Source organism: Solibacillus sp., from assembly GCF_040273735.1.
GTDB lineage: Bacteria > Bacillota > Bacilli > Bacillales_A > Planococcaceae > Solibacillus.
On record NZ_JBELZM010000015.1, the window covers coordinates 21369 to 39610 of the forward strand.

Annotated in this window: 19 protein-coding genes; 1 reads left to right on the top strand and 18 read right to left on the bottom strand. The window is 41.5% G+C overall.

The window, feature by feature from the left end:
• Positions 1-6: 6 nt before the first annotated feature.
• From ABS917_RS14390 to ABS917_RS14470, 17 genes are all read right to left on the bottom strand, one after another.
• Positions 7-477 carry an 8-oxo-dGTP diphosphatase gene (locus ABS917_RS14390; protein WP_350479637.1) on the bottom strand — a complete coding sequence of 157 codons (471 nt, stop codon included), beginning with the start codon at positions 475-477 and terminating at the stop codon, positions 7-9.
• Between the two features lie 327 nt (positions 478-804).
• The gene (trxB, locus tag ABS917_RS14395; protein ID WP_350479638.1) at positions 805-1749 is read right to left on the bottom strand and encodes a thioredoxin-disulfide reductase; all 945 of its coding nucleotides are present in this window, start codon (positions 1747-1749) and stop codon (positions 805-807) included.
• A gap of 76 nt (positions 1750-1825) precedes the next feature.
• Positions 1826-3352, bottom strand: coding sequence for a tetratricopeptide repeat protein (locus tag ABS917_RS14400; protein ID WP_350479639.1), 1527 nt, complete (start codon positions 3350-3352; stop codon positions 1826-1828).
• A 185-nt stretch (positions 3353-3537) separates the two neighbouring features.
• A complete protein-coding gene (hisIE, locus tag ABS917_RS14405; protein ID WP_350479640.1) occupies positions 3538-4155 on the bottom strand; it encodes a bifunctional phosphoribosyl-AMP cyclohydrolase/phosphoribosyl-ATP diphosphatase HisIE in 618 nt (205 codons plus the stop codon).
• A complete protein-coding gene (hisF, locus tag ABS917_RS14410; RefSeq protein WP_350479641.1) occupies positions 4152-4910 on the bottom strand; it encodes an imidazole glycerol phosphate synthase subunit HisF in 759 nt (252 codons plus the stop codon). Before hisF ends, hisIE begins: the two co-directional genes overlap by 4 nt.
• Positions 4904-5524: an imidazole glycerol phosphate synthase subunit HisH gene (gene hisH / locus ABS917_RS14415; protein WP_350479642.1), complete on the bottom strand. Its 621-nt coding sequence runs from the start codon at positions 5522-5524 to the stop codon at positions 4904-4906. Before hisH ends, hisF begins: the two co-directional genes overlap by 7 nt.
• Entirely contained in the window at positions 5521-6114 is a 594-nt protein-coding gene (gene hisB / locus ABS917_RS14420) for an imidazoleglycerol-phosphate dehydratase HisB (RefSeq protein WP_339173426.1), read from the bottom strand. The genes hisH and hisB overlap by 4 nt, the downstream gene beginning before the upstream one ends.
• Entirely contained in the window at positions 6114-7394 is a 1281-nt protein-coding gene (gene hisD, locus ABS917_RS14425) for a histidinol dehydrogenase (protein ID WP_350479643.1), read from the bottom strand. The genes hisB and hisD overlap by 1 nt, the downstream gene beginning before the upstream one ends.
• 14 nt (positions 7395-7408) lie before the next feature.
• A complete protein-coding gene (gene hisG, locus ABS917_RS14430; RefSeq protein WP_350479644.1) occupies positions 7409-8032 on the bottom strand; it encodes an ATP phosphoribosyltransferase in 624 nt (207 codons plus the stop codon).
• Between the two features lie 4 nt (positions 8033-8036).
• Positions 8037-9197, bottom strand: a complete 1161-nt coding sequence (locus ABS917_RS14435; protein WP_350479645.1) for an ATP phosphoribosyltransferase regulatory subunit — start codon at positions 9195-9197, stop codon at positions 8037-8039.
• Positions 9198-9458: 261 nt separating this feature from the next.
• A complete protein-coding gene (locus tag ABS917_RS14440; RefSeq protein ID WP_350479646.1) occupies positions 9459-9989 on the bottom strand; it encodes an acyltransferase in 531 nt (176 codons plus the stop codon).
• Positions 9990-9991: 2 nt separating this feature from the next.
• Positions 9992-10633 (bottom strand): pyrophosphatase PpaX, encoded by a 642-nt coding sequence (gene ppaX / locus ABS917_RS14445; protein ID WP_350479647.1) that lies wholly within the window; start codon positions 10631-10633, stop codon positions 9992-9994.
• Positions 10634-10727: 94 nt separating this feature from the next.
• Positions 10728-11600 carry a prolipoprotein diacylglyceryl transferase gene (gene lgt, locus ABS917_RS14450; RefSeq protein ID WP_350479649.1) on the bottom strand — a complete coding sequence of 291 codons (873 nt, stop codon included), beginning with the start codon at positions 11598-11600 and terminating at the stop codon, positions 10728-10730.
• A gap of 23 nt (positions 11601-11623) precedes the next feature.
• On the bottom strand, positions 11624-12562 hold the full coding sequence (gene hprK, locus ABS917_RS14455) for an HPr(Ser) kinase/phosphatase (protein ID WP_350479650.1): 939 nt from the start codon (positions 12560-12562) through the stop codon (positions 11624-11626).
• A gap of 172 nt (positions 12563-12734) precedes the next feature.
• A complete protein-coding gene (gene cccB / locus ABS917_RS14460) occupies positions 12735-13046 on the bottom strand; it encodes a cytochrome c551 (RefSeq protein WP_350479651.1) in 312 nt (103 codons plus the stop codon).
• Between the two features lie 51 nt (positions 13047-13097).
• Positions 13098-13952 (bottom strand): YitT family protein, encoded by an 855-nt coding sequence (locus ABS917_RS14465; RefSeq protein WP_350479652.1) that lies wholly within the window; start codon positions 13950-13952, stop codon positions 13098-13100.
• 117 nt (positions 13953-14069) lie between these two features.
• Positions 14070-15308: an EAL and HDOD domain-containing protein gene (locus tag ABS917_RS14470; protein ID WP_350479653.1), complete on the bottom strand. Its 1239-nt coding sequence runs from the start codon at positions 15306-15308 to the stop codon at positions 14070-14072.
• Between the two features lie 119 nt (positions 15309-15427).
• Here ABS917_RS14470 and ABS917_RS14475 point away from each other — a divergent pair, with 119 nt between their 5' ends.
• Complete coding sequence (locus ABS917_RS14475) at positions 15428-16204, top strand: enoyl-CoA hydratase-related protein (RefSeq protein WP_350479654.1); 777 nt, start codon at positions 15428-15430, stop codon at positions 16202-16204.
• A gap of 53 nt (positions 16205-16257) precedes the next feature.
• Here ABS917_RS14475 and ABS917_RS14480 read toward each other — a convergent pair whose 3' ends face one another.
• Positions 16258-18231 carry a S9 family peptidase gene (locus ABS917_RS14480; RefSeq protein ID WP_350479655.1) on the bottom strand — a complete coding sequence of 658 codons (1974 nt, stop codon included), beginning with the start codon at positions 18229-18231 and terminating at the stop codon, positions 16258-16260.
• Positions 18232-18242: the final 11 nt, after the last annotated feature.

Genomic DNA, 18242 nt, shown 5'->3' on the forward strand with positions numbered 1-18242 from the left:
TCTCCTCTAGTTTTGTTCCGTCGAGTTTTGAATTTTTTCGCTAATTAGCTCAAAATCCTCTGTATATTCAAATGTACCATATTGTGTACCTTTATTTAATGCTGCAAATAATAAATTCGTACGGTCACCTGCTGCCATCGGAAGATCCTTTAAACGATCAATTTCATACCAGCTTAAAATGCCTTCCCGTGTTTCGACAAATGGTGTCCCTTCAACATCTGTTGCAATAAATGTGTACAGCATCCACTCATCGACGACTGTATCTCCATTTTTAATAACCATTGTATATACGCCTTTTAAATGAACGTCTTTTGGTGTTAGATTTGTCTCTTCCTGAAATTCGCGTATAGCGGAGTCATAGATGGACTCTCCTGGCTCCATTTTCCCACCCGGTGCCACAAACCAGCCTCTTCTCGGCTTTTGCAGCAATAATACTTGACCATCTTTAATAGCGAGTAAATTTGTAATACGTTGCATACACAACACCTCAACTTTTTCATTTAATGGATAAGTGAATATATAATATTCACGAATTCCACATAAGTAAAGACACAATTTCGCTATGTGAAGCGAATTGTGTTTTTCTAAAGCTTATTTCTATTATACCTTGTCCTATGCATTCAGTAAAAGCAAGCGTTTCATTTATAATGTCAACATTTATGCCGGAAAGCCACAAAAAAAGAGGTTGCTTCAGCGTAAACCGCTTGAAACAACCTTAGGATAAAAATATAAGGGGGTTAAAACAAATTCCACTTTTAGTATACCCTTATTTTGTAACGATATGATTACATTTGTGTTAAAGAATTATTGATTTATTTTTTCTTTTATTTCTTCCACGTAATGTTGAGCTGATTGAGCTGCAATACTGCCATCACCTGTAGCTGTAACAATTTGACGAAGCATTTTTTCACGAACATCGCCCGCTGCATAAATACCTGGAACTGCCGTTTCCATTTTTTCGTTTGTTACAATATAGCCTGCTTCATTTAAAATATTCAAAGAAGCAAATGGCGCTGTTAATGGAAGCATGCCAACATATACGAATACGCCATCTGCAGCCTCTTCCGTTTCAGTGCCGTCAACTGTTGAAACTAACGTCACTTTCCCTACTTTACCGTCAACTTCATGAATTTCTTTTACTGTTGTGTTCCAGACGAAGTCAATTTTTTCATTGGCAAATGCACGGTCCTGAATAATCTTTTGTGCGCGTAGTTTATCGCGACGGTGTACGATTGTTACTTTATCCGCAAAGCGCGTTAAGTAAATACCTTCTTCAACTGCAGAGTCGCCCCCGCCGATTACGATCAGTTTCTTTTGTTTGAAGAATGCGCCATCACATACAGCACAATAACTTACACCGCGGCCGCCAAGCTCTGTTTCGCCAGGAATGCCCAGTTTTTTGTATTCTGCACCTGTTGTAATAATAATTGTGCGTGTTTTATATTGTTTTTTACCAGAAATGATAATTTTATATTCTTCACCGTCGATGATTTCATTCACATCACCGTAAGCATATTCAGCACCGAATTTTTTCGCATGCTCGAACATTTTTGTCGATAGCTCAGGCCCTAAAATTGTATCGAAGCCAGGGTAGTTTTCCACTGCTTCTGTATTAGCCATTTGTCCGCCGGGAATCCCACGTTCAATCATTAATGTTGATAAGTTAGCGCGTGATGCATATACCGCAGCAGTCATCCCTGCTGGACCCGCTCCGATAATGACTACATCATAAATTTTTTCTTCTGACATGAAGATCCTCCTCTTACGTATACCTTTTATATATTTTTATCGTATAAGATTGCTTGGATAAATACAAATATACTGCCTATTCAAAGTCCGACGGTACAAATTCATATAATTCATCATTGTATTTCGATAATGTGGCAGTCGAAATATTATATTTACCCGCAACTGCTTTTTTCGTCACTTTGTGTTCCAGTGCCGTATGGAACGAGTATTCAACAGCAGCAGCCAGCGCCGCGCGGTTTTTGAACGTATAGCCTTGTTCGTATGCGATTTCCCCAAGTGCAAACCATGTACTTAACACTTGCGCCACTTCCAATGATATCGAATCATTCGTTTCTGTAATCAGTTCTGCAACTTCCATAAAACGCAGGAATTGCTGTTCTTCCTTGCTGCCGTCACTGAAATCATAATCCAGTGCATACGCCATGCATAGCTTTTCGATAGCCGTAAAATTCGAGACATTTAAAAGAGAAGGGTGTGCGACAATCTCTTGCTTATGTGCAGACCGCTTCAATAAAAACATGCCAAATATTCGACTTGACTGATGCTCATCTGTTAGTTGACGAATGATGAAGTCACGATGGTTTTCCGCGGAATTCCGTAAAATAGAACCTTCACCATTTGCCCACGGTTCCGTTCCTTCTTTTGATGGATCCAACTGAATGAGCATTTTCCAGGCTTCTTTTGCAATGGATTCATGTCCCGAGAAGTAGGCTGACTGGGCAAGCCAGAAATAAAATCCAGGCTCTCCATCATAGCCTTTTTTACTCATTGAACGCAGCCATCTATAGGCCTCTTCATATTGTCCGATTAACGCAAATGTCGCACCGAGCTTATAACGGTTTTCCCAATCGAACGGTTGGATTTTCTTCAATAAACCGACCAGTTCGTTCAGCTCTTCACTGTTTTTTTCGTAATACGCAAATACGGCCAAATTGCAAAGTGCATGAAGATTACCTTTGTTTTCCCGCAGCACTCGATATAAAAGTGCGCGTGCCTGTTCCGCGTCTCCGACATAAAAATAAGCTAAAGCAAGGTTATTATAGGCATTCCAAAGGTCAGGATACTCTTCAATGATTTGCTCCAGCATTTCGATTGCCGTCTTAAAGTCCCCCTGCTCCATAGAACGGCGTGCCTTTTCCTGTGCCACATGCTTCGCCCCATCAAATTCGTCCATGTCTTCCATTTCTTCGCCCACATAGTCGACAAACTCCAATATTTCGGAGGCGTCTTCCGTATATGCGCCATTTGGTTCCATTTCTAAATATTGGGCTGCGTATTTTTGGGCATCAGCAATATGACCGATACAGCCCGACACTTCCGCCAGCATGAAAATGATTTCGGATTCATTCGGCTCTAAACTATAGGCTGTGTGAATCAGCTCATATGCATGCTCAAAATTCTGCAGTTCCATTTCAAGTATCCCGTACTGTAGTAACACATGCGCGTCATCCGGACTTAAATCCGCCGCGCGCTTTATAAATTTATATGCTTTATCCATTTCGTCTCGTTCAATTGCCTTTAAAGCTTTCTTGTAATAATAATCACCATTCGGAACAAACGACACGACATTAGTAGCTTTTGTTTTTAAACGTTTATTTTCCAATAATATTCCTCCGAGTCATTCCGTTCAATACATTCTATATCATCAAATACGCAGGTCATTTGTTTGTAAACAAAGAAATAAGGAACGCACAGGTGTGGTCCCTTAATCAATTCTAACTATTATAGCATATCCGGCACATATGTACTAAAAACACGTCTGACAAAGCGGTGTTATTTTTCCGGTTGTTACTGCTTCTTTCCTTCATGACGTTTCTGCAATACATCCAGCACTTCATAAACATCGACCTTTTGCTCTTGAAGCAACACTAATAAGTGATAAAGAAGATCTGCCGATTCCCATTTCACTTCTTCTGCATCGCGGTTTTTTGCACCGATGACAACTTCTGTAGCCTCTTCGCCGACTTTTTTACAGATTTTATCGATCCCTTTATCGAATAAATACGTTGTGTACGCCCCTTCAGGCATATCGATTTCACGTTGTTTAATCACTTCTACAAGCTGCGGAAGAATTGCAACAGAGCCTGGACGTTCATTTTCTACCAAGCTTTCAGTAAAGCATGAAGTCGTTCCGTTATGACAAGCCGGACCAGCTGGGATTACTTCAATTACAAGTGCATCCTTATCACAGTCTGTTTTGATTGAAACTACTGTTTGCGTGTTGCCGCTCGTTGCGCCTTTATGCCAAAGCTCCTGACGAGAACGTGAGTAAAACCAAGTTTCATTCGTTTCAATCGTTTTTTTGAGTGATTCTTCGTTCATATAAGCTACTGTTAATACTTCTTTTGACTGTGCATCTTGTACTACGGCTGTAATTAAGCCTTGGTCATTAAATTTTACGTTCATCGTACACGAACCCCTTTTTCTTTTAAGTAGCTTTTCACTTCTGCTACGCTCGTTTCTTTATAGTGGAAAATACTCGCTGCCAATGCGGCATCTGTATCAACATCCTGCAGTACTTCTCGGAAGTGTTCGGCATTCCCTGCTCCGCCGCTCGCGATGACCGGTACTGTTACCGCATCACGGACCGCTTTCGTTAAAGCCAGATCAAAGCCTGATTTTTCGCCGTCCTGATTCATCGATGTAAGGAGAATTTCTCCGGCACCTAGACGTACCGCTTCTTTCGCCCAATCGACTGCTGTCCATGTCGTTTTATTGCGGCCGCCATGTGTATAAACCATCCATGTTCCGTCTTCTTCACTGTACCTCGCGTCGATCGCACAAACGATACATTGTGCCCCAAAGTAATCCGCACCTTCTTTAATAAGCTGCGGGCGTTCCAGAGCAGATGTGTTGACCGATACTTTATCGGCACCCGCACGTAAAATACGCTTCATATCATCGATTGTTCTTATTCCGCCTCCTACTGTAAACGGAATCGCCAATGTTGCTGCCGTTTGACGGACAACATCTACCATCGTTTCCCGACCTTCATGCGAAGCGGAAATATCAAGAAATACAAGCTCATCGGCGCCTTGTTCATCATAAAATTTAGCTAACTCTACAGGATCGCCTGCATCACGCAATTCTACAAACTGTACCCCTTTTACAACACGTCCTTCTTTCACGTCAAGACATGGAATAATTCGTTTTGTTAACATACGCCCTCTTTCACTCCCTGTGTCCAAGCCGTCAATAAATACACACCAAACGGCCCTGACTTTTCTGGATGGAACTGCATACCTGTATAATTATCTTTTGCCACGATGCCCGGTACTTGTACATGCTCATAATCAGCTGAGGCGATCAGCTCCATATCATCAATACCGCTCGCATAGTACGAGTGAACAAAGTAGACATGGCGTTCTTGCGGCAAGTCTTCTTTATTTAACCACGCTGGTGTTTGGTTTAACTTCAGCTCATTCCAGCCCATATGCGGAATGCGTGTAACATCAGTAAAGCGCTGAATACGTCCTTTGAAAATGCCAAGACCTTTCGTTTGCGACACTTCATCGCTTTCCTCAAACATCAGCTGCATCCCAAGACAAATGCCAAGCAGTGGCTTTTTCGTCGTTTTAATGAAATCGATGAGCCCCGTTTCTTCCAGGCGTTTCATCGCATCCGGAAAAGCGCCTACACCCGGCAGCACATAAGCATCTGCCGCTTCCAACTGTTCAATATCGCTTGAAACAATTACTCGTACATCCAATCGCTTTAATGCCTGTTCGACACTGAACAGATTGCCCATTCCATAATCAATTACACCTATCTTCACGTTAACAGCCCCTTTGTTGATGGCACACCTTTTACACGAGGGTCGATTTCTACCGCAGCATCCAATGCACGTGCCGTTGCTTTAAAAATCGCTTCAATAATATGGTGTGTATTATGGCCGTATGGAACGATGACATGCAGGTTAATGCGTGCCTCCAGTGCAAACTTCCATAAAAACTCATGGACAAGCTCTGTATCAAAGTTTCCTACTTTCGCATTGAGTTCCGGTGTAACGCGGTATTCCAAATGCGGACGGTTTGAGCAGTCAACGACAACTTGTGCTAAAGCGTCGTCCATCGGTACAAATGCAGTACCGTAGCGTTTGATTCCTTTTTTATCGCCTAACGCTTCACGGAATGCTTGTCCTAAAACAATCCCGATATCTTCTGTCGTATGGTGATCATCAATCCATGTATCGCCGTCCGCCAGTATTTTGCCGTCAAACAATCCGTGCTTTATAAATAAATCGAGCATATGGTCCATAAAGCCAACACCTGTTTTAATGTCGGCTTGACCTGTACCGTCCAAGTTGAGCTCTACTTTAATTTTTGTTTCATTTGTATCGCGATCGATTTTTGCAAAACGTGTCATTATTCTTCTCCTTTATCCCAGCCGCGCGATTCTACCGCCCTTGCATGTCCTTCCAACCCTTCAAGTCGTGCAAGGCGCGCAATCTTCGGCGCATTTTGTTGCCAAGTTTTTTCGCTATAATATACAACGCTCGTGCGCTTAATAAAATCATCGACATTTAAGCCACTTGCAAAACGCGCTGTTGAGTTCGTCGGTAATACGTGATTCGTGCCTGCAAAGTAATCTCCTACCGGCTCCGAGCTATAGCGGCCGATAAAAATAGCACCGGCATGTGTAATCATTTCCGAAACCTTTTCAGCATTTTCCGTAATGACTTCCAAATGTTCAGGTGCCAATGAATTAACAGCACGTACCGCATCTTTAATGGATTCCGCTACGTAAATATGACCGAAGTTTTCAATTGATTTTCGCGCAATCGACTGTCGCGGTAATTTTGATAATTGAATCTCGACCTGATCTGCCACTGCATCCGCCAAGTCATCGCTTGTTGTGATCAGAACAGCACATGCTAATGTGTCATGCTCTGCCTGTGATAGCAGGTCAGCAGCAATTTCATCGGCATACGCACTTTCATCCGCTAAAATACAAATTTCTGACGGACCGGCAATCATATCAATTGCCACTTCACCGAATACCTCACGCTTTGCCAATGCTACGAATATATTGCCCGGACCTGTAATTTTATCTACCGGGGCAATCGATTCCGTTCCGTATGCTAATGCAGCAATTGCCTGTGCGCCGCCTACTTTGTAAATTTCCGTCACACCTAAAATATGTGCTGCAACGAGTACAGCTTCCGGCAATTTCCCGTCATTTCCTGCAGGTGATGTAATGACAATGCGTTTTACTCCCGCAACTTGCGCCGGGATAACATTCATTAATACAGAAGAAGGGTATGCTGCTGATCCGCCAGGAACATATAACCCTACTGCATCAAGCGGTGTAATCCTTTGCCCTAAATAAGACCCGTCTTCTAGCGGCAACTGGAATCCCGTACGTTTTTGTTCATTATGATAGCGATAAATATTATCTGCCGCTTCCTGTAAATCACCGTATAATTGCGGATTAAAGTTTTTAACCGCTTCAACGATTTCACTTTCGGCTACGCGTAAGTTTTCAGGTGCAAAACCGTCCCATTTTTCACTGTAGTATTTAATCGCCGCATCACCTTTTGTACGCACATCCTGAATGACTTCACGTACCGTTTGCAGCTGCTGTTCATTGCCTTGCTCGAGTTGGCGTTTTAAAGAAATATCGTTATCCAAAATTGTTATTTTCATCTCGTCGGCCCCTCTTATTTCACACATTTTTTCAATCGTGTAACTAAATCTTGAATGCGGTCACTTTTCATGCGATAGCTTACAGGATTCGCGATTAAACGGGATGAAACTTCGGCAATATGCTCATATTCCACTAAGCCATTTTCCTTCAATGTACGACCCGTTGAAACAATATCGACAATGCGATCAGCCAGGCCAATCATCGGTGCTAGTTCAATCGATCCGTTCAGCTCGATAATCTCTACCTGCTCGCCGATTCCTTTGTAATACTTCATCGCAATATTCGGATACTTCGTCGCAATACGCGGCGCAATTTCATTAATTGTTGTATTTGGCAAACCTGCTGAAGCGATATAGCATTCACTGATCTTCAAATCGAGCAGCTCATGGACAGTCCGGCGCTGCTCAAGTAAAACATCTTTACCCGCAATTCCGATATCCGCAACCCCATGCTCGACATAAACCGGTACGTCCATCGGTTTCGCTAAAATAAAGCTAATGTTTTCCTCAGGTATTTCAATCATAAGTTTACGCGACATTTCCACTTCTTCAGGAAGGTTAAAGCCAGCCTCCAGCAGCATTTCATAAGCTTCTTCGAAAATACGGCCTTTTGGCATCGCAATTGTTAGCTTTGTCATTTGTTTACGCCTCCCTGCTATTGTATTCATTAACGATTTTAAAGTGAGCTTTTAATGCTTCAATATTTTCGATGCCTTCATATGATTGGAAAGTCACTTGTTTTCCTTGCTCACGAAGCAGCTGTACTGCCTGTAATGCTTCTGCAAAACGTTCAGCCGCAAACAATACAAGCACTTCATCTTTTTCGACGTTGATTTTCGGCATTGCTTCAAATACACGGTCAACACGTAAACCAAAACCTGTTGCACCGGCTTGCGAACCAAAATGCTGCATTAAGCCGTCATAACGTCCGCCATTTCCTAACGGGAACCCGCTGCCTGAAGCAAACACTTCAAATAACATCCCTGTGTAATAACTCATATGGCTTGATAATGTGAAATCGAAAGCGATGTACTCCTCATAGCCGGCAGCATCCAATATTCTCGCCAAGTTTCGCATATATTCCAGCGCATCATTTTTGCGCACATATTTTTCGATTGCTTCAATTGAAGGAAGACTGATCGCATCTTCAATATAGGCTAACAGTGCATCGGATTTTGTTTTCGGCAAATCAAATGCCAGTACCGCTTCTTCAAATCCGACAAAATTTCGTTGAACAAGTAGATCATTTAAATCATCTGCCTGTGCATCACTTTCTGTATAGTCCTTTAAAATGCAGCTTAATACTCCTGCATGTCCGATTGTTACTTTGAAATCTGTAATTTGGTAGGCCTTTACTAAATCGATTGCCGTCATGATCACTTCTGCATCGGCATACACGGAATTGTCACCAATCAGTTCAATTCCCATTTGATCGAATTCAGCCGGGCGCCCGCCTTCACGCTGCTGTGCACGGAATACATTTGCAAAATAAGCAAGGCGTTGCGGAATTTTCTCTTTCAGTAACTTCGATGTTGCAACACGGGCAATCGGTGTTGTCATATCAGGTCGTAGTACAAGGGTATTCCCTTGGCTATCAACCAATTTAAAAAGTCGGGCATCGGAAATTGCAGATGCTTTTCCGATCGTATCGTAATATTCAACAGATGGTGTTTTTATAAATTCATAGCCGCGCTCACGTAGCAGTGCTCGTCCTGTTGAGCGGATTAATTCAAGTTTTTCGTAAATTTCCGGTAACGTATCACGCATTCCAAGTGGCTTTTCAAACATTTTAATCGATGACATTTTCACACATCCTAATTTTTATACTTGGCTAAATTCTGTATACTACACTTTAGTATACTAGAGTGTTAAATCACTAGTGTATGAAAGTATTTTACTGCTACTTATGTTCGTAGTCAATGGATTCATACAAATATTTAGTTAATTTAATTTTCTGATATATTTTTATATTATACATCATCTTTTGCCGAATTTAGTTTTGTGGCGGAAAAGACATAAAAAAATATCCATCTCCGCATTAGTGGAAAAATGGATATTCTGCATTTAATTTTGCCAAACCCGCTTGTCATTCTTATTTCGTTCTGCCATTTCTTCCGCAGTGAAAATAATGCGCATCGGATTGCCGCCTGCCATTGCGCCTGCCGGTACATCCTTATGTACCAATGTTGCCGCAGAAACGATCGCCCCGTCTCCAATTTTCACACCCGGTAAAATCGTCGAGTTTGCTCCAACCATAACATTGCTGCCAATTTCGACATTACCAAGCCGGTATTCTTCAATTAAATACTCATGCGCTAAAATTGTCGTATTAAAGCCGATGATTGAATTATCGCCGACAGAAATACGCTCCGGAAACATGGAATCAGGCATGACCATCAATGCCAACGATGCCTGCTTGCCGATTTTCATCTTTAAAAACGAGCGGTACAGCCAGTTTTTCCAAGCCATAACCGGGGTAACCCGTCCAATTTGGATAACAATAAAGCATTTCATGACTTTCCAAAAGGAAACGGTATTATAAACTTTCCATAGTGAATTCGCACCTTGAACTTTGTAGCGTTCTGTTCTGCGCATGCCTATTCCCCTTTCACAATTTCCAATAAATCACGCATATGATGAAGCATATAGGTCGGCTTATAGGACATTAAATAGTCGACACCTTTAGCAGACCACGCAACACCCGCTGTTCGGACACCTGCATTTTGCCCGCCTTCAATATCATGCGAATTGTCACCAATCATGATTGCTTCCTCTTTACCGACACCTAGCTTTTGGAGTGCTAGAAGAACCGGTTCCGGATGTGGCTTCACATGTTCCACGTCATCTAACCCGACAATAATATCAAAGAACTGTTCTGCACAAAGAACTTTCAAACCGCGGGCAAGGCTTTCTCTGCTTTTCGTTGAAACAATCGCCATTTTGATGCCTAAATTATGGAGCTCTTCCAATGTTTCGACTACTGCTTCATAGCTTGTTACTAAACGGTCATGGTTGATTGCGTTCCACTCTTTATATTTCCCAATCATTACATCGGTTTCGCCCGGTGTTAATTCGTCAAACGTCTGTTTTAATGACGGACCGATGAATCTTAGGCAGTCTTCTGTCGAATATTGCCCGGGAAATTTTTCGTCAAAAATATACATGAAGGTCTGGATGATTAAATCATTAGTATTTAATAATGTGCCGTCAAAATCAAACAGCAAGGCTTTTGTTTTCATACTGAAGTATGCTCCCTTTTAAAAAACCGCTCGCACTAATGCAAACGGTGTTAAATATTATTTCCCCAATTGGAGGTGATTTTTATTTCGAAAATTATTTCTTCTTGCTCTTCTTATTTTTATTATTATTTTTAGTCGCAGCAGGTTTTTCTTCATCTAAATAATGAATAACCGGTTTTACTTTCATGCGGCGATAAACAATGGCAATAATACCGACTGCAATACCGATGATCGAAACAACTTGTGCTGAGCGCAAATCGCCTACTAAGTATAAGCTATCTGTACGCAAGCCTTCGATGTAGAAACGTCCGATTGAATACCAGATTAAATAGAAGAAAAACATTTCACCGCGTCGCCAGTTCAACTTGCGGGCAAACAGCAAGATGACTAAACCGACTACGTTCCATAATGATTCATATAAGAAAGTCGGGTGTACATAGTTCCCGTCTTCTCGAATGTACATTTGTTCAATCAGCCAGTTCGGTAAAAACAGGCCTTCTAAAAATTCTCGTGATACTGGGCCGCCATATGCTTCCTGGTTCACGAAGTTGCCCCAGCGTCCAATAATTTGACCAACGAGAATACTCGGTGCTGCAATATCGGCCAGTTTTAAGAAGCTCACTTTGCGCTTTTTCGTAAATATGTATGCTGTAATAAACGCTCCGATTAACGCACCGTGAATTGCAATACCGCCATTCCAAATTTGAATGATACTGCCCGGATGCTGGCTATAGTAGTCCCACTTCATCACAACGTAATACACGCGGGCTGACAAGATTGAAATCGGAATCGCCCAGATGAGCAGGTCGGCGAAAAATTCCGGATCCAACCCACGGCGGACCGACTCTTTTTGTGCCAGGAAGTAGGCAACGACAATCCCGAGCCCGATAATGATTCCGTACCAGTTCACCGGTATTGGTCCTAAATGGAATGCTACCGGATTAATTGCTAATAAATTTGTAACCATAAACTTCTCCCTTCAACTACCTATTAATAATCGTCTATTTCATCATTCGGTACAAGCATATCGTCCAGACGACGTGAAAATTCCTCAGCTGCATTGACTCCCATTTTCTTCAGACGGTAGTTCATCGCAGCTACTTCAATAATTACAGATACATTTCGTCCTGGCTGTACTGGAATTGTCAGCTTTGTTACTTCTGAGTCAATAATTTTCATCTTTTCCTCATCCAAGCCTAGACGATCATAAAACTTATCCGGATCCCATGTTTCAAGCTCTATTATTAATGTAATACGCTTGTAGGGACGCACTGCACTTGCACCAAACAATGTCATAATATCGATAATTCCAATACCGCGAATTTCCAGCAGATGTTCCAATAATGGGGGCGGGAATCCAACAAGCATGTTTTCGCCTTCCTGACGAATTTCCACACTGTCATCTGCCACTAACCGATGCCCTTTTTTTACAAGCTCTAGTGCCGTCTCACTTTTACCAACACCACTTTTTCCAATAATAAGGACACCAATTCCATATACATCAACAAGTACCCCGTGAATAGCAGTTGTAGGGGCAAGCTTGCTCTCCAAAAAGTTCGTCAATCGGCTCGAAAATCTAGTAGTCGTCAGCTTCGTAACGAGCACCGGGACATGATTTTCATTCGATGCATCGATTAGCTCCTGAGGCACGTCCAAACCGCGCGAAATAATAATTGCCGGCGTTTCATCCGAGCAAAGCTGTTTCATCCGGCTTCTTTTTTCCTTTTCAGGCAACATTTCAAAAAACGAGAGCTCTGTTTTACCTAACAGCTGAACACGGTCAGCTGGATAATGTGTAAAGTAACCGGCCATTTCCAAACCTGGGCGGGATATATCACTCGTCGTTATGTATCGTCCAACCCCGGCTTCCCCACTGACTAGCTCCAAATTAAACTTTTCCATAACATCTTTCGCAATTACTTGAATCATAAATTTGGTACGCTCCTATCTTCTAGCATCTCCACTGTATTTTATCATGTCTATCCCATTTCCAATATATAACGCGCTTAGTTTTTTAAATTATCAATCACATCAGGTGGTTATTCGCTGAAAAGGTAAAAAAAGATGAAGCGAATAAAGCTCCATCTTTTTTATGTATAACTTACTTTAATGTTGATAAATACTCTGCAGCTGCTTCCGCTTTTTCACCTTTTACAATACCTGGAGGCATACGGTCTTTACCATTTAAAATAATATCCAAAATTTCTTCTTCCGAATATTTTGCACCTAATTGGTTCAACGCTGGCGCATTACCGCCTTGTAATTGACCGCCATGGCATGTTGCGCACGATTGCTGAACAACACTTTTTCCATCGATTTCAGCTGTTTCGCCGTTTGATGCCGAATCATCTCCACCGCATGCAGCAAGGAAAATTGCTGAACCGAAAACTAATGTAAGTAAACTCTTTTTCATTCTGAACCCCTCCAAAAATGAACTACTATTGCACTATCAATTATAACAAACTTATACCTTTTTGAAACCTTCGCCTAACACTTCATATGCATCCGAAACGATGACAAACGCTTGAGGATCAACAGTTTTCAATACTTGTTTCAACCTTGTGAACTCTGTTTGATAAACAACGACCATTAATACCGGGCGCTCCTCACCTGTATATCCGCCAAATGCCGGAAGCCTTGTAATCCCGCGGTTGATTTCTTTATAAATCGCATCGCGCACTTCCGTTTCTTTTTGTGTAATAATGTAAACCATTTTCGATTGGCTAAAACCTAGCTGCACAATATCAATCGTTTTTGTTGTGACATATAGACCAATTAACGCATACAGCCCTTTTTCAAGGTCAAACACAATTGCCGCACTAACCGCGATCAGGCCATCGATGAACAGTACACTTGTCCCTAATGTTAAGCCTGTATATTTCGTAATAATTTGAGCAAGCAAATCCGTACCGCCAGTTGAAGCATTCCCTTTAAAAACAAGTCCTATCCCTAAACCGACAACAATCCCCCCAAAGATGGCCCCTAATAACGGGTTCAGCGTCCAAGGATCCCAGCTTTCCGTTAATATAACGAAGAAGGGAAGAGCAATCGTACCAATGAAGGATTTGATTCCAAACTTTTTCCCTAGTACAAGCACGCCTGCTATAAATAAAGGAATATTGAATGCATACTGAACAATTCCGGCATTCCACCCGAACATTCCATGCAGGATTGTACTGATTCCGCTTACTCCGCCGGATGCGACCTGATTTGGAAATAAAAACACATTAAAGCCGAACGCAATAACCGCTGCGCCGACAATGACAAATACATATTCCATTACACTGTTTTTCACTGAACTTTGTGAGCTATATGTCATACAAATCCTCGCTTCTTTTGTAAATTCCATTGAATTATAACAAATCCTGCATTAAATGAGAACTTCATCTAACTAAAGGAAAAGCGCCCTATAAAAGGACGCATTCTCTTCAACTTTTTATTGAATTATTAATGCCTCATCAACCCATGCTTTCACTTCTTCATACATCGGTAAAAGCTCGTCGACAGGTATGTTTAATTGCTGTGCTAAAGGAATAACATTTTTCCAGTCCAATTTACTTAATGCGGTAGCAAACTGTAAATACGGCGTCATCTCCGTATGTTCACCGGAGATTGTTTCCAAAATCGTTTCCGATAGCGGCAATTGCGTAACGATTGCATTCATCGGCCGTTTTAATAAGGAATCGATCAATGAAAACAGACCTACTAAAAAATACTCAGAGAAATTCTTTTTGTAACTAAGACGGGCAATTTTTTCACATGCTTTTGCTCTGAACAAAGATGCATACATTAACTCCTGAAATACATCGTTATTACGATTCACGTCGGATTCCCGCATTGCCAGTAAATAAATCCATCTCCGCAACTCCGTTAACCCCAGTAATAAAATGGCCTGCTTAATCGAACGGACTTTCGTTTTCGGACGTCTTGACGAACCATTGATTAATTTGAGCAAACGGTATGATAATGAAATTTCACGTTCAATATTGTCCGCCAATACATCAATATTTGCCTCATCATCCCGCAATAGCGAAATGATCTGGAAGTATTGAAACAGATTTGCCGGTATGTCTGTAGCCGTCAGTATTTGCGGTTTTTCAAAGAAATAGCCTTGAAATAAAAAATAACCGGATTCTTTGGCCATTTCATACTGCTCCCGCGTTTCCACTTTTTCTGCCAATAATTTAATATGAGGAAATTTCGATTTAATCGTATTTTCTAATGCCGCTCTCTCATTTTCACCTGTATTTAAAAAATCGATTTTAATATAATCAATGTGCCGAAAGAGCTCATCATAGATCAAAACTTGTTCGTTAATTACAAAATCATCAAGCGCAATTTTATTTCCCGCATTTTTTAATTGTTTAATCCGTTCGATTAACGCCATTGTAATCGGAATATCTTCCAATATTTCAATGACAATTTGTCCATGCTCAATAAAATCCACCGATTCCTGCATAATCAGGTTTTCCGTAAAATTAATGAATGATGGCTTTCCATTGGCTACTTCTTTAATGCCGATTGAAAGAAATGAATTGATTAATAGCTCAACGGTTGCTGTATCTGCATCAATATTCGGAAACTGGTTGGTGTAATTATTTCGATACAACAACTCATACGCTACGATTTCTTCATGTCTGTTAAATATAGGTTGTCGCCCAACAAATACTTCCATTTTTTAATTTCCCCAATACTCGTTTATTTTCTCTCTATTTATTATGGAATTTGCTGTTATTTTGCAATTTTCCCATGTACTATAAAATTAGATTAACAAATTTCAAGGAGGCAGTAAATGTGAACACTGTAAAATACGAGCAAAAAGACTTTATTGCATATGTAACACTTGATCGCCCCGATATGTTAAACGCTTTTAACTATGAAATGCTGGAACAATTACGCAATGTTATCGAATCCATTCAAATCCACCCTGATATTCGACTTGTCATCATTACAGGTTCCGGTGATAAAGCCTTTTCGGTTGGCGCGGACTTAAAAGAACGAAAAACATTGCCGGATACACTTGTGAAACGTAACTTAAACCGGTTCGGTGAAGTATTCACGCTTATTGAGCAATTACCGCAACCGACGATTTGTGTATTAAACGGCTATGCCTTTGGTGGCGGACTTGAGCTTGCACTTGCATGCGATTTTCGTATCGCTGCCGAAACAATTTCGCTTGGCTTAACAGAAACGGGGTTAGGCATCATCCCGGGTGCTGGCGGAACACAGCGACTTCCGCGATTAATCGGTGAAGCGAAAGCATTGGAGCTTATTTTGACAGCAAAACGAATGACTGCGCATGAAGCACTTGACTATGGTGTCGTAACGAAAGTGGCACCGGTTGAAAGTTTACATGAAGTTACGGCCGACTTTGCCGCACTTATTTTACGCAATGCGCCGATTGCGATTCAGCAAGCTAAATTTGCTGTAAAACAAGGGATGAAAACTGATATTCAAACAGGTCTTCAAATTGAACGAAAAGCCTATGAACTGACAATCCCTACTGAAGACCGCATTGAAGCACTGAATGCCTTTGCCGAGAAAAGAACCCCACAGTTTAAAGGAAGATAAATATATACTAAATAAAACAGGGCCCCCTCTAGTAGGAAGCCCTGTTTTATTTTTTATAAGTATTTCTCAAACCAGCCTGTAATTTGCTCAAGTCGTTCTAATCGTAAGTTCGGGATACCTGTACGTGATAAGTTATGGTCACATTCAGGGAAACGGACAAAACCGACCTCTTTGCCCATTCTCTTAAGCGTAATATAAAGTTGCTCTGCCTGTTCAATCGGGCAGCGGAAATCATGTTCACTGTGCAATATAAGCAGCGGTGTTTCCACATTAGCCGCATATTTCAACGGTGAGTGGTGCCACAGTTTTTCCACATCATTCATATCTGCGAGCATTTGCCATTCCGAGAAATAATAACCGATATCCGATACACCGTAGAAGCTAATCCAGTTAGAAATCGAACGTTGGGTAACAGCTGCTTTAAAGCGGTTCGTATGACCAACAACCCAGTTCGTCATAAAGCCGCCATAGCTTCCACCAGTAATCCCTAAACGTGACTCATCGATCCACGCATAATTTTCCAGTGCATAATCAACACCAGCCATAATATCTTCATAGTCTCCATCACCATAATTGCCGCGCACACCATCGACAAACTCCTGGCTGTAGCCATGACTGCCTCGCGGGTTTACATAAAGCACGCCATACCCTTTCGCCGCCAATAGCTGCATCTCATGGAAAAACGTATTCGCATATAAAGTATGGGGTCCGCCGTGCACTTCAACAATTAACGGATATTTTTCTCCCTCTGTATACTGTGCAGGCTTCATGATCCAGCCATGTACAGTCAACCCGTCTTTTGATGTATACGAAATCGCTTCCGGTTCAGACAGAGTAGTCTCCTGTAGAAATTTTTCGTTAAATGCTGTTAACTGCTTGCGCTCACCCGTTGTAATATCAAAGTCAAACAGCTCCCCAGGGAATGTTCCATTGGATACCGTCAATAATGCACGGTTGCCGTTTTTAAAGATTGCATAGCCGTATATATGCTCATTTTCCGGTGACGCAGGATAAAGTGCACCCTCCAACGTTGCATAATATAAGCGGATATCCCCTTCAGTAGATACTTGGAAATACAAATCATTGTTTTCCGTCCATACAACAGATGGCGCAGATACACCTTGCTGAATATCTGCAACCGCATAGTCGCCAACCGGCAAGTCCAGCATTTCCGTAAGTTTTTGAGTTGTTTTCGTTTCTGTATCATAAATATAAACATGGCCGTGTGTAGCATTTCTGAATGTATGATCCGAACCGCCAAATGCAATGTAACGATCATCAAATGAAAACTCAGCTCCACCAAAGTAGCCATCTTCATCAATTAGTACCGTTTCTTCTTTCGTGTCTACATTAACAAGGTAAAGCGGTGTACGGAAAACATCATCCGTATTTTCTTCACGGTTCACACCGATTACTAATGTTTTCCCGTCATGTGAAATGCCTTGTAAGCTATGTGAATAATCGCCTTTTGTAAAAGTATTCACTTCTTTCGTAGCTAAATCAACAGAAGCGATTTGTGTATAGCGGCCCTGCTTCAATAACCCGACACTGTCTGCTTTGTATTTCATTTTATCCACGACATAGGCTTTCGGGAATTTTGTATCTTCCTTTTCTTCCTCTTTCGTAATATCCAGCCCTTTTTGAACTGTGCTTGTAATCCAAACTTTCTTACCACAAGGGCTCCATAAAAATGAATTGACTCCATTTGGAAGTGTCGTAATTTCCTGTGCTTCCCCGCCACGACGGTTTAATATGTATAATTGCTGTTTTTCATTACGCTTCACTAAAAATGCTACTTGTTTGCCGTCCGGCGACCATTGCGGATTCGTCACACGTTCATTGCCGTAAGTCCATTGCGTTGTTTCCCCTGACTCAAGATCGATATGGTACAAATGGGCATTGTAATTATTTTCTTCTTTATTGATCTGTGTACGAATAAATACCGCCTCTTGCTCATTTGGCGCAAGTACCGGATTTGTAATGGATTGAATTTCGAATAAGCTTTCTTTTGTAATATACTTTGTCATTAAAACACCTC

Coding starts and splice junctions, on each gene's coding strand:
- ABS917_RS14390 (WP_350479637.1), bottom strand. CDS start 477: ATGCAACGTATTACAAATTTACTCGCTATTAAAGATGGTCAAGTATTA.
- trxB (WP_350479638.1), bottom strand. CDS start 1,749: ATGTCAGAAGAAAAAATTTATGATGTAGTCATTATCGGAGCGGGTCCA.
- hisIE (WP_350479640.1), bottom strand. CDS start 4,155: ATGAACGTAAAATTTAATGACCAAGGCTTAATTACAGCCGTAGTACAA.
- hisF (WP_350479641.1), bottom strand. CDS start 4,910: ATGTTAACAAAACGAATTATTCCATGTCTTGACGTGAAAGAAGGACGT.
- hisB (WP_339173426.1), bottom strand. CDS start 6,114: ATGACACGTTTTGCAAAAATCGATCGCGATACAAATGAAACAAAAATT.
- hisD (WP_350479643.1), bottom strand. CDS start 7,394: ATGAAAATAACAATTTTGGATAACGATATTTCTTTAAAACGCCAACTC.
- hisG (WP_350479644.1), bottom strand. CDS start 8,032: ATGACAAAGCTAACAATTGCGATGCCAAAAGGCCGTATTTTCGAAGAA.
- ABS917_RS14435 (WP_350479645.1), bottom strand. CDS start 9,197: ATGTCATCGATTAAAATGTTTGAAAAGCCACTTGGAATGCGTGATACG.
- ABS917_RS14440 (WP_350479646.1), bottom strand. CDS start 9,989: ATGCGCAGAACAGAACGCTACAAAGTTCAAGGTGCGAATTCACTATGG.
- ppaX (WP_350479647.1), bottom strand. CDS start 10,633: ATGAAAACAAAAGCCTTGCTGTTTGATTTTGACGGCACATTATTAAAT.
- lgt (WP_350479649.1), bottom strand. CDS start 11,600: ATGGTTACAAATTTATTAGCAATTAATCCGGTAGCATTCCATTTAGGA.
- hprK (WP_350479650.1), bottom strand. CDS start 12,562: ATGATTCAAGTAATTGCGAAAGATGTTATGGAAAAGTTTAATTTGGAG.
- cccB (WP_350479651.1), bottom strand. CDS start 13,046: ATGAAAAAGAGTTTACTTACATTAGTTTTCGGTTCAGCAATTTTCCTT.
- ABS917_RS14465 (WP_350479652.1), bottom strand. CDS start 13,952: ATGACATATAGCTCACAAAGTTCAGTGAAAAACAGTGTAATGGAATAT.
- ABS917_RS14470 (WP_350479653.1), bottom strand. CDS start 15,308: ATGGAAGTATTTGTTGGGCGACAACCTATATTTAACAGACATGAAGAA.
- ABS917_RS14480 (WP_350479655.1), bottom strand. CDS start 18,231: ATGACAAAGTATATTACAAAAGAAAGCTTATTCGAAATTCAATCCATT.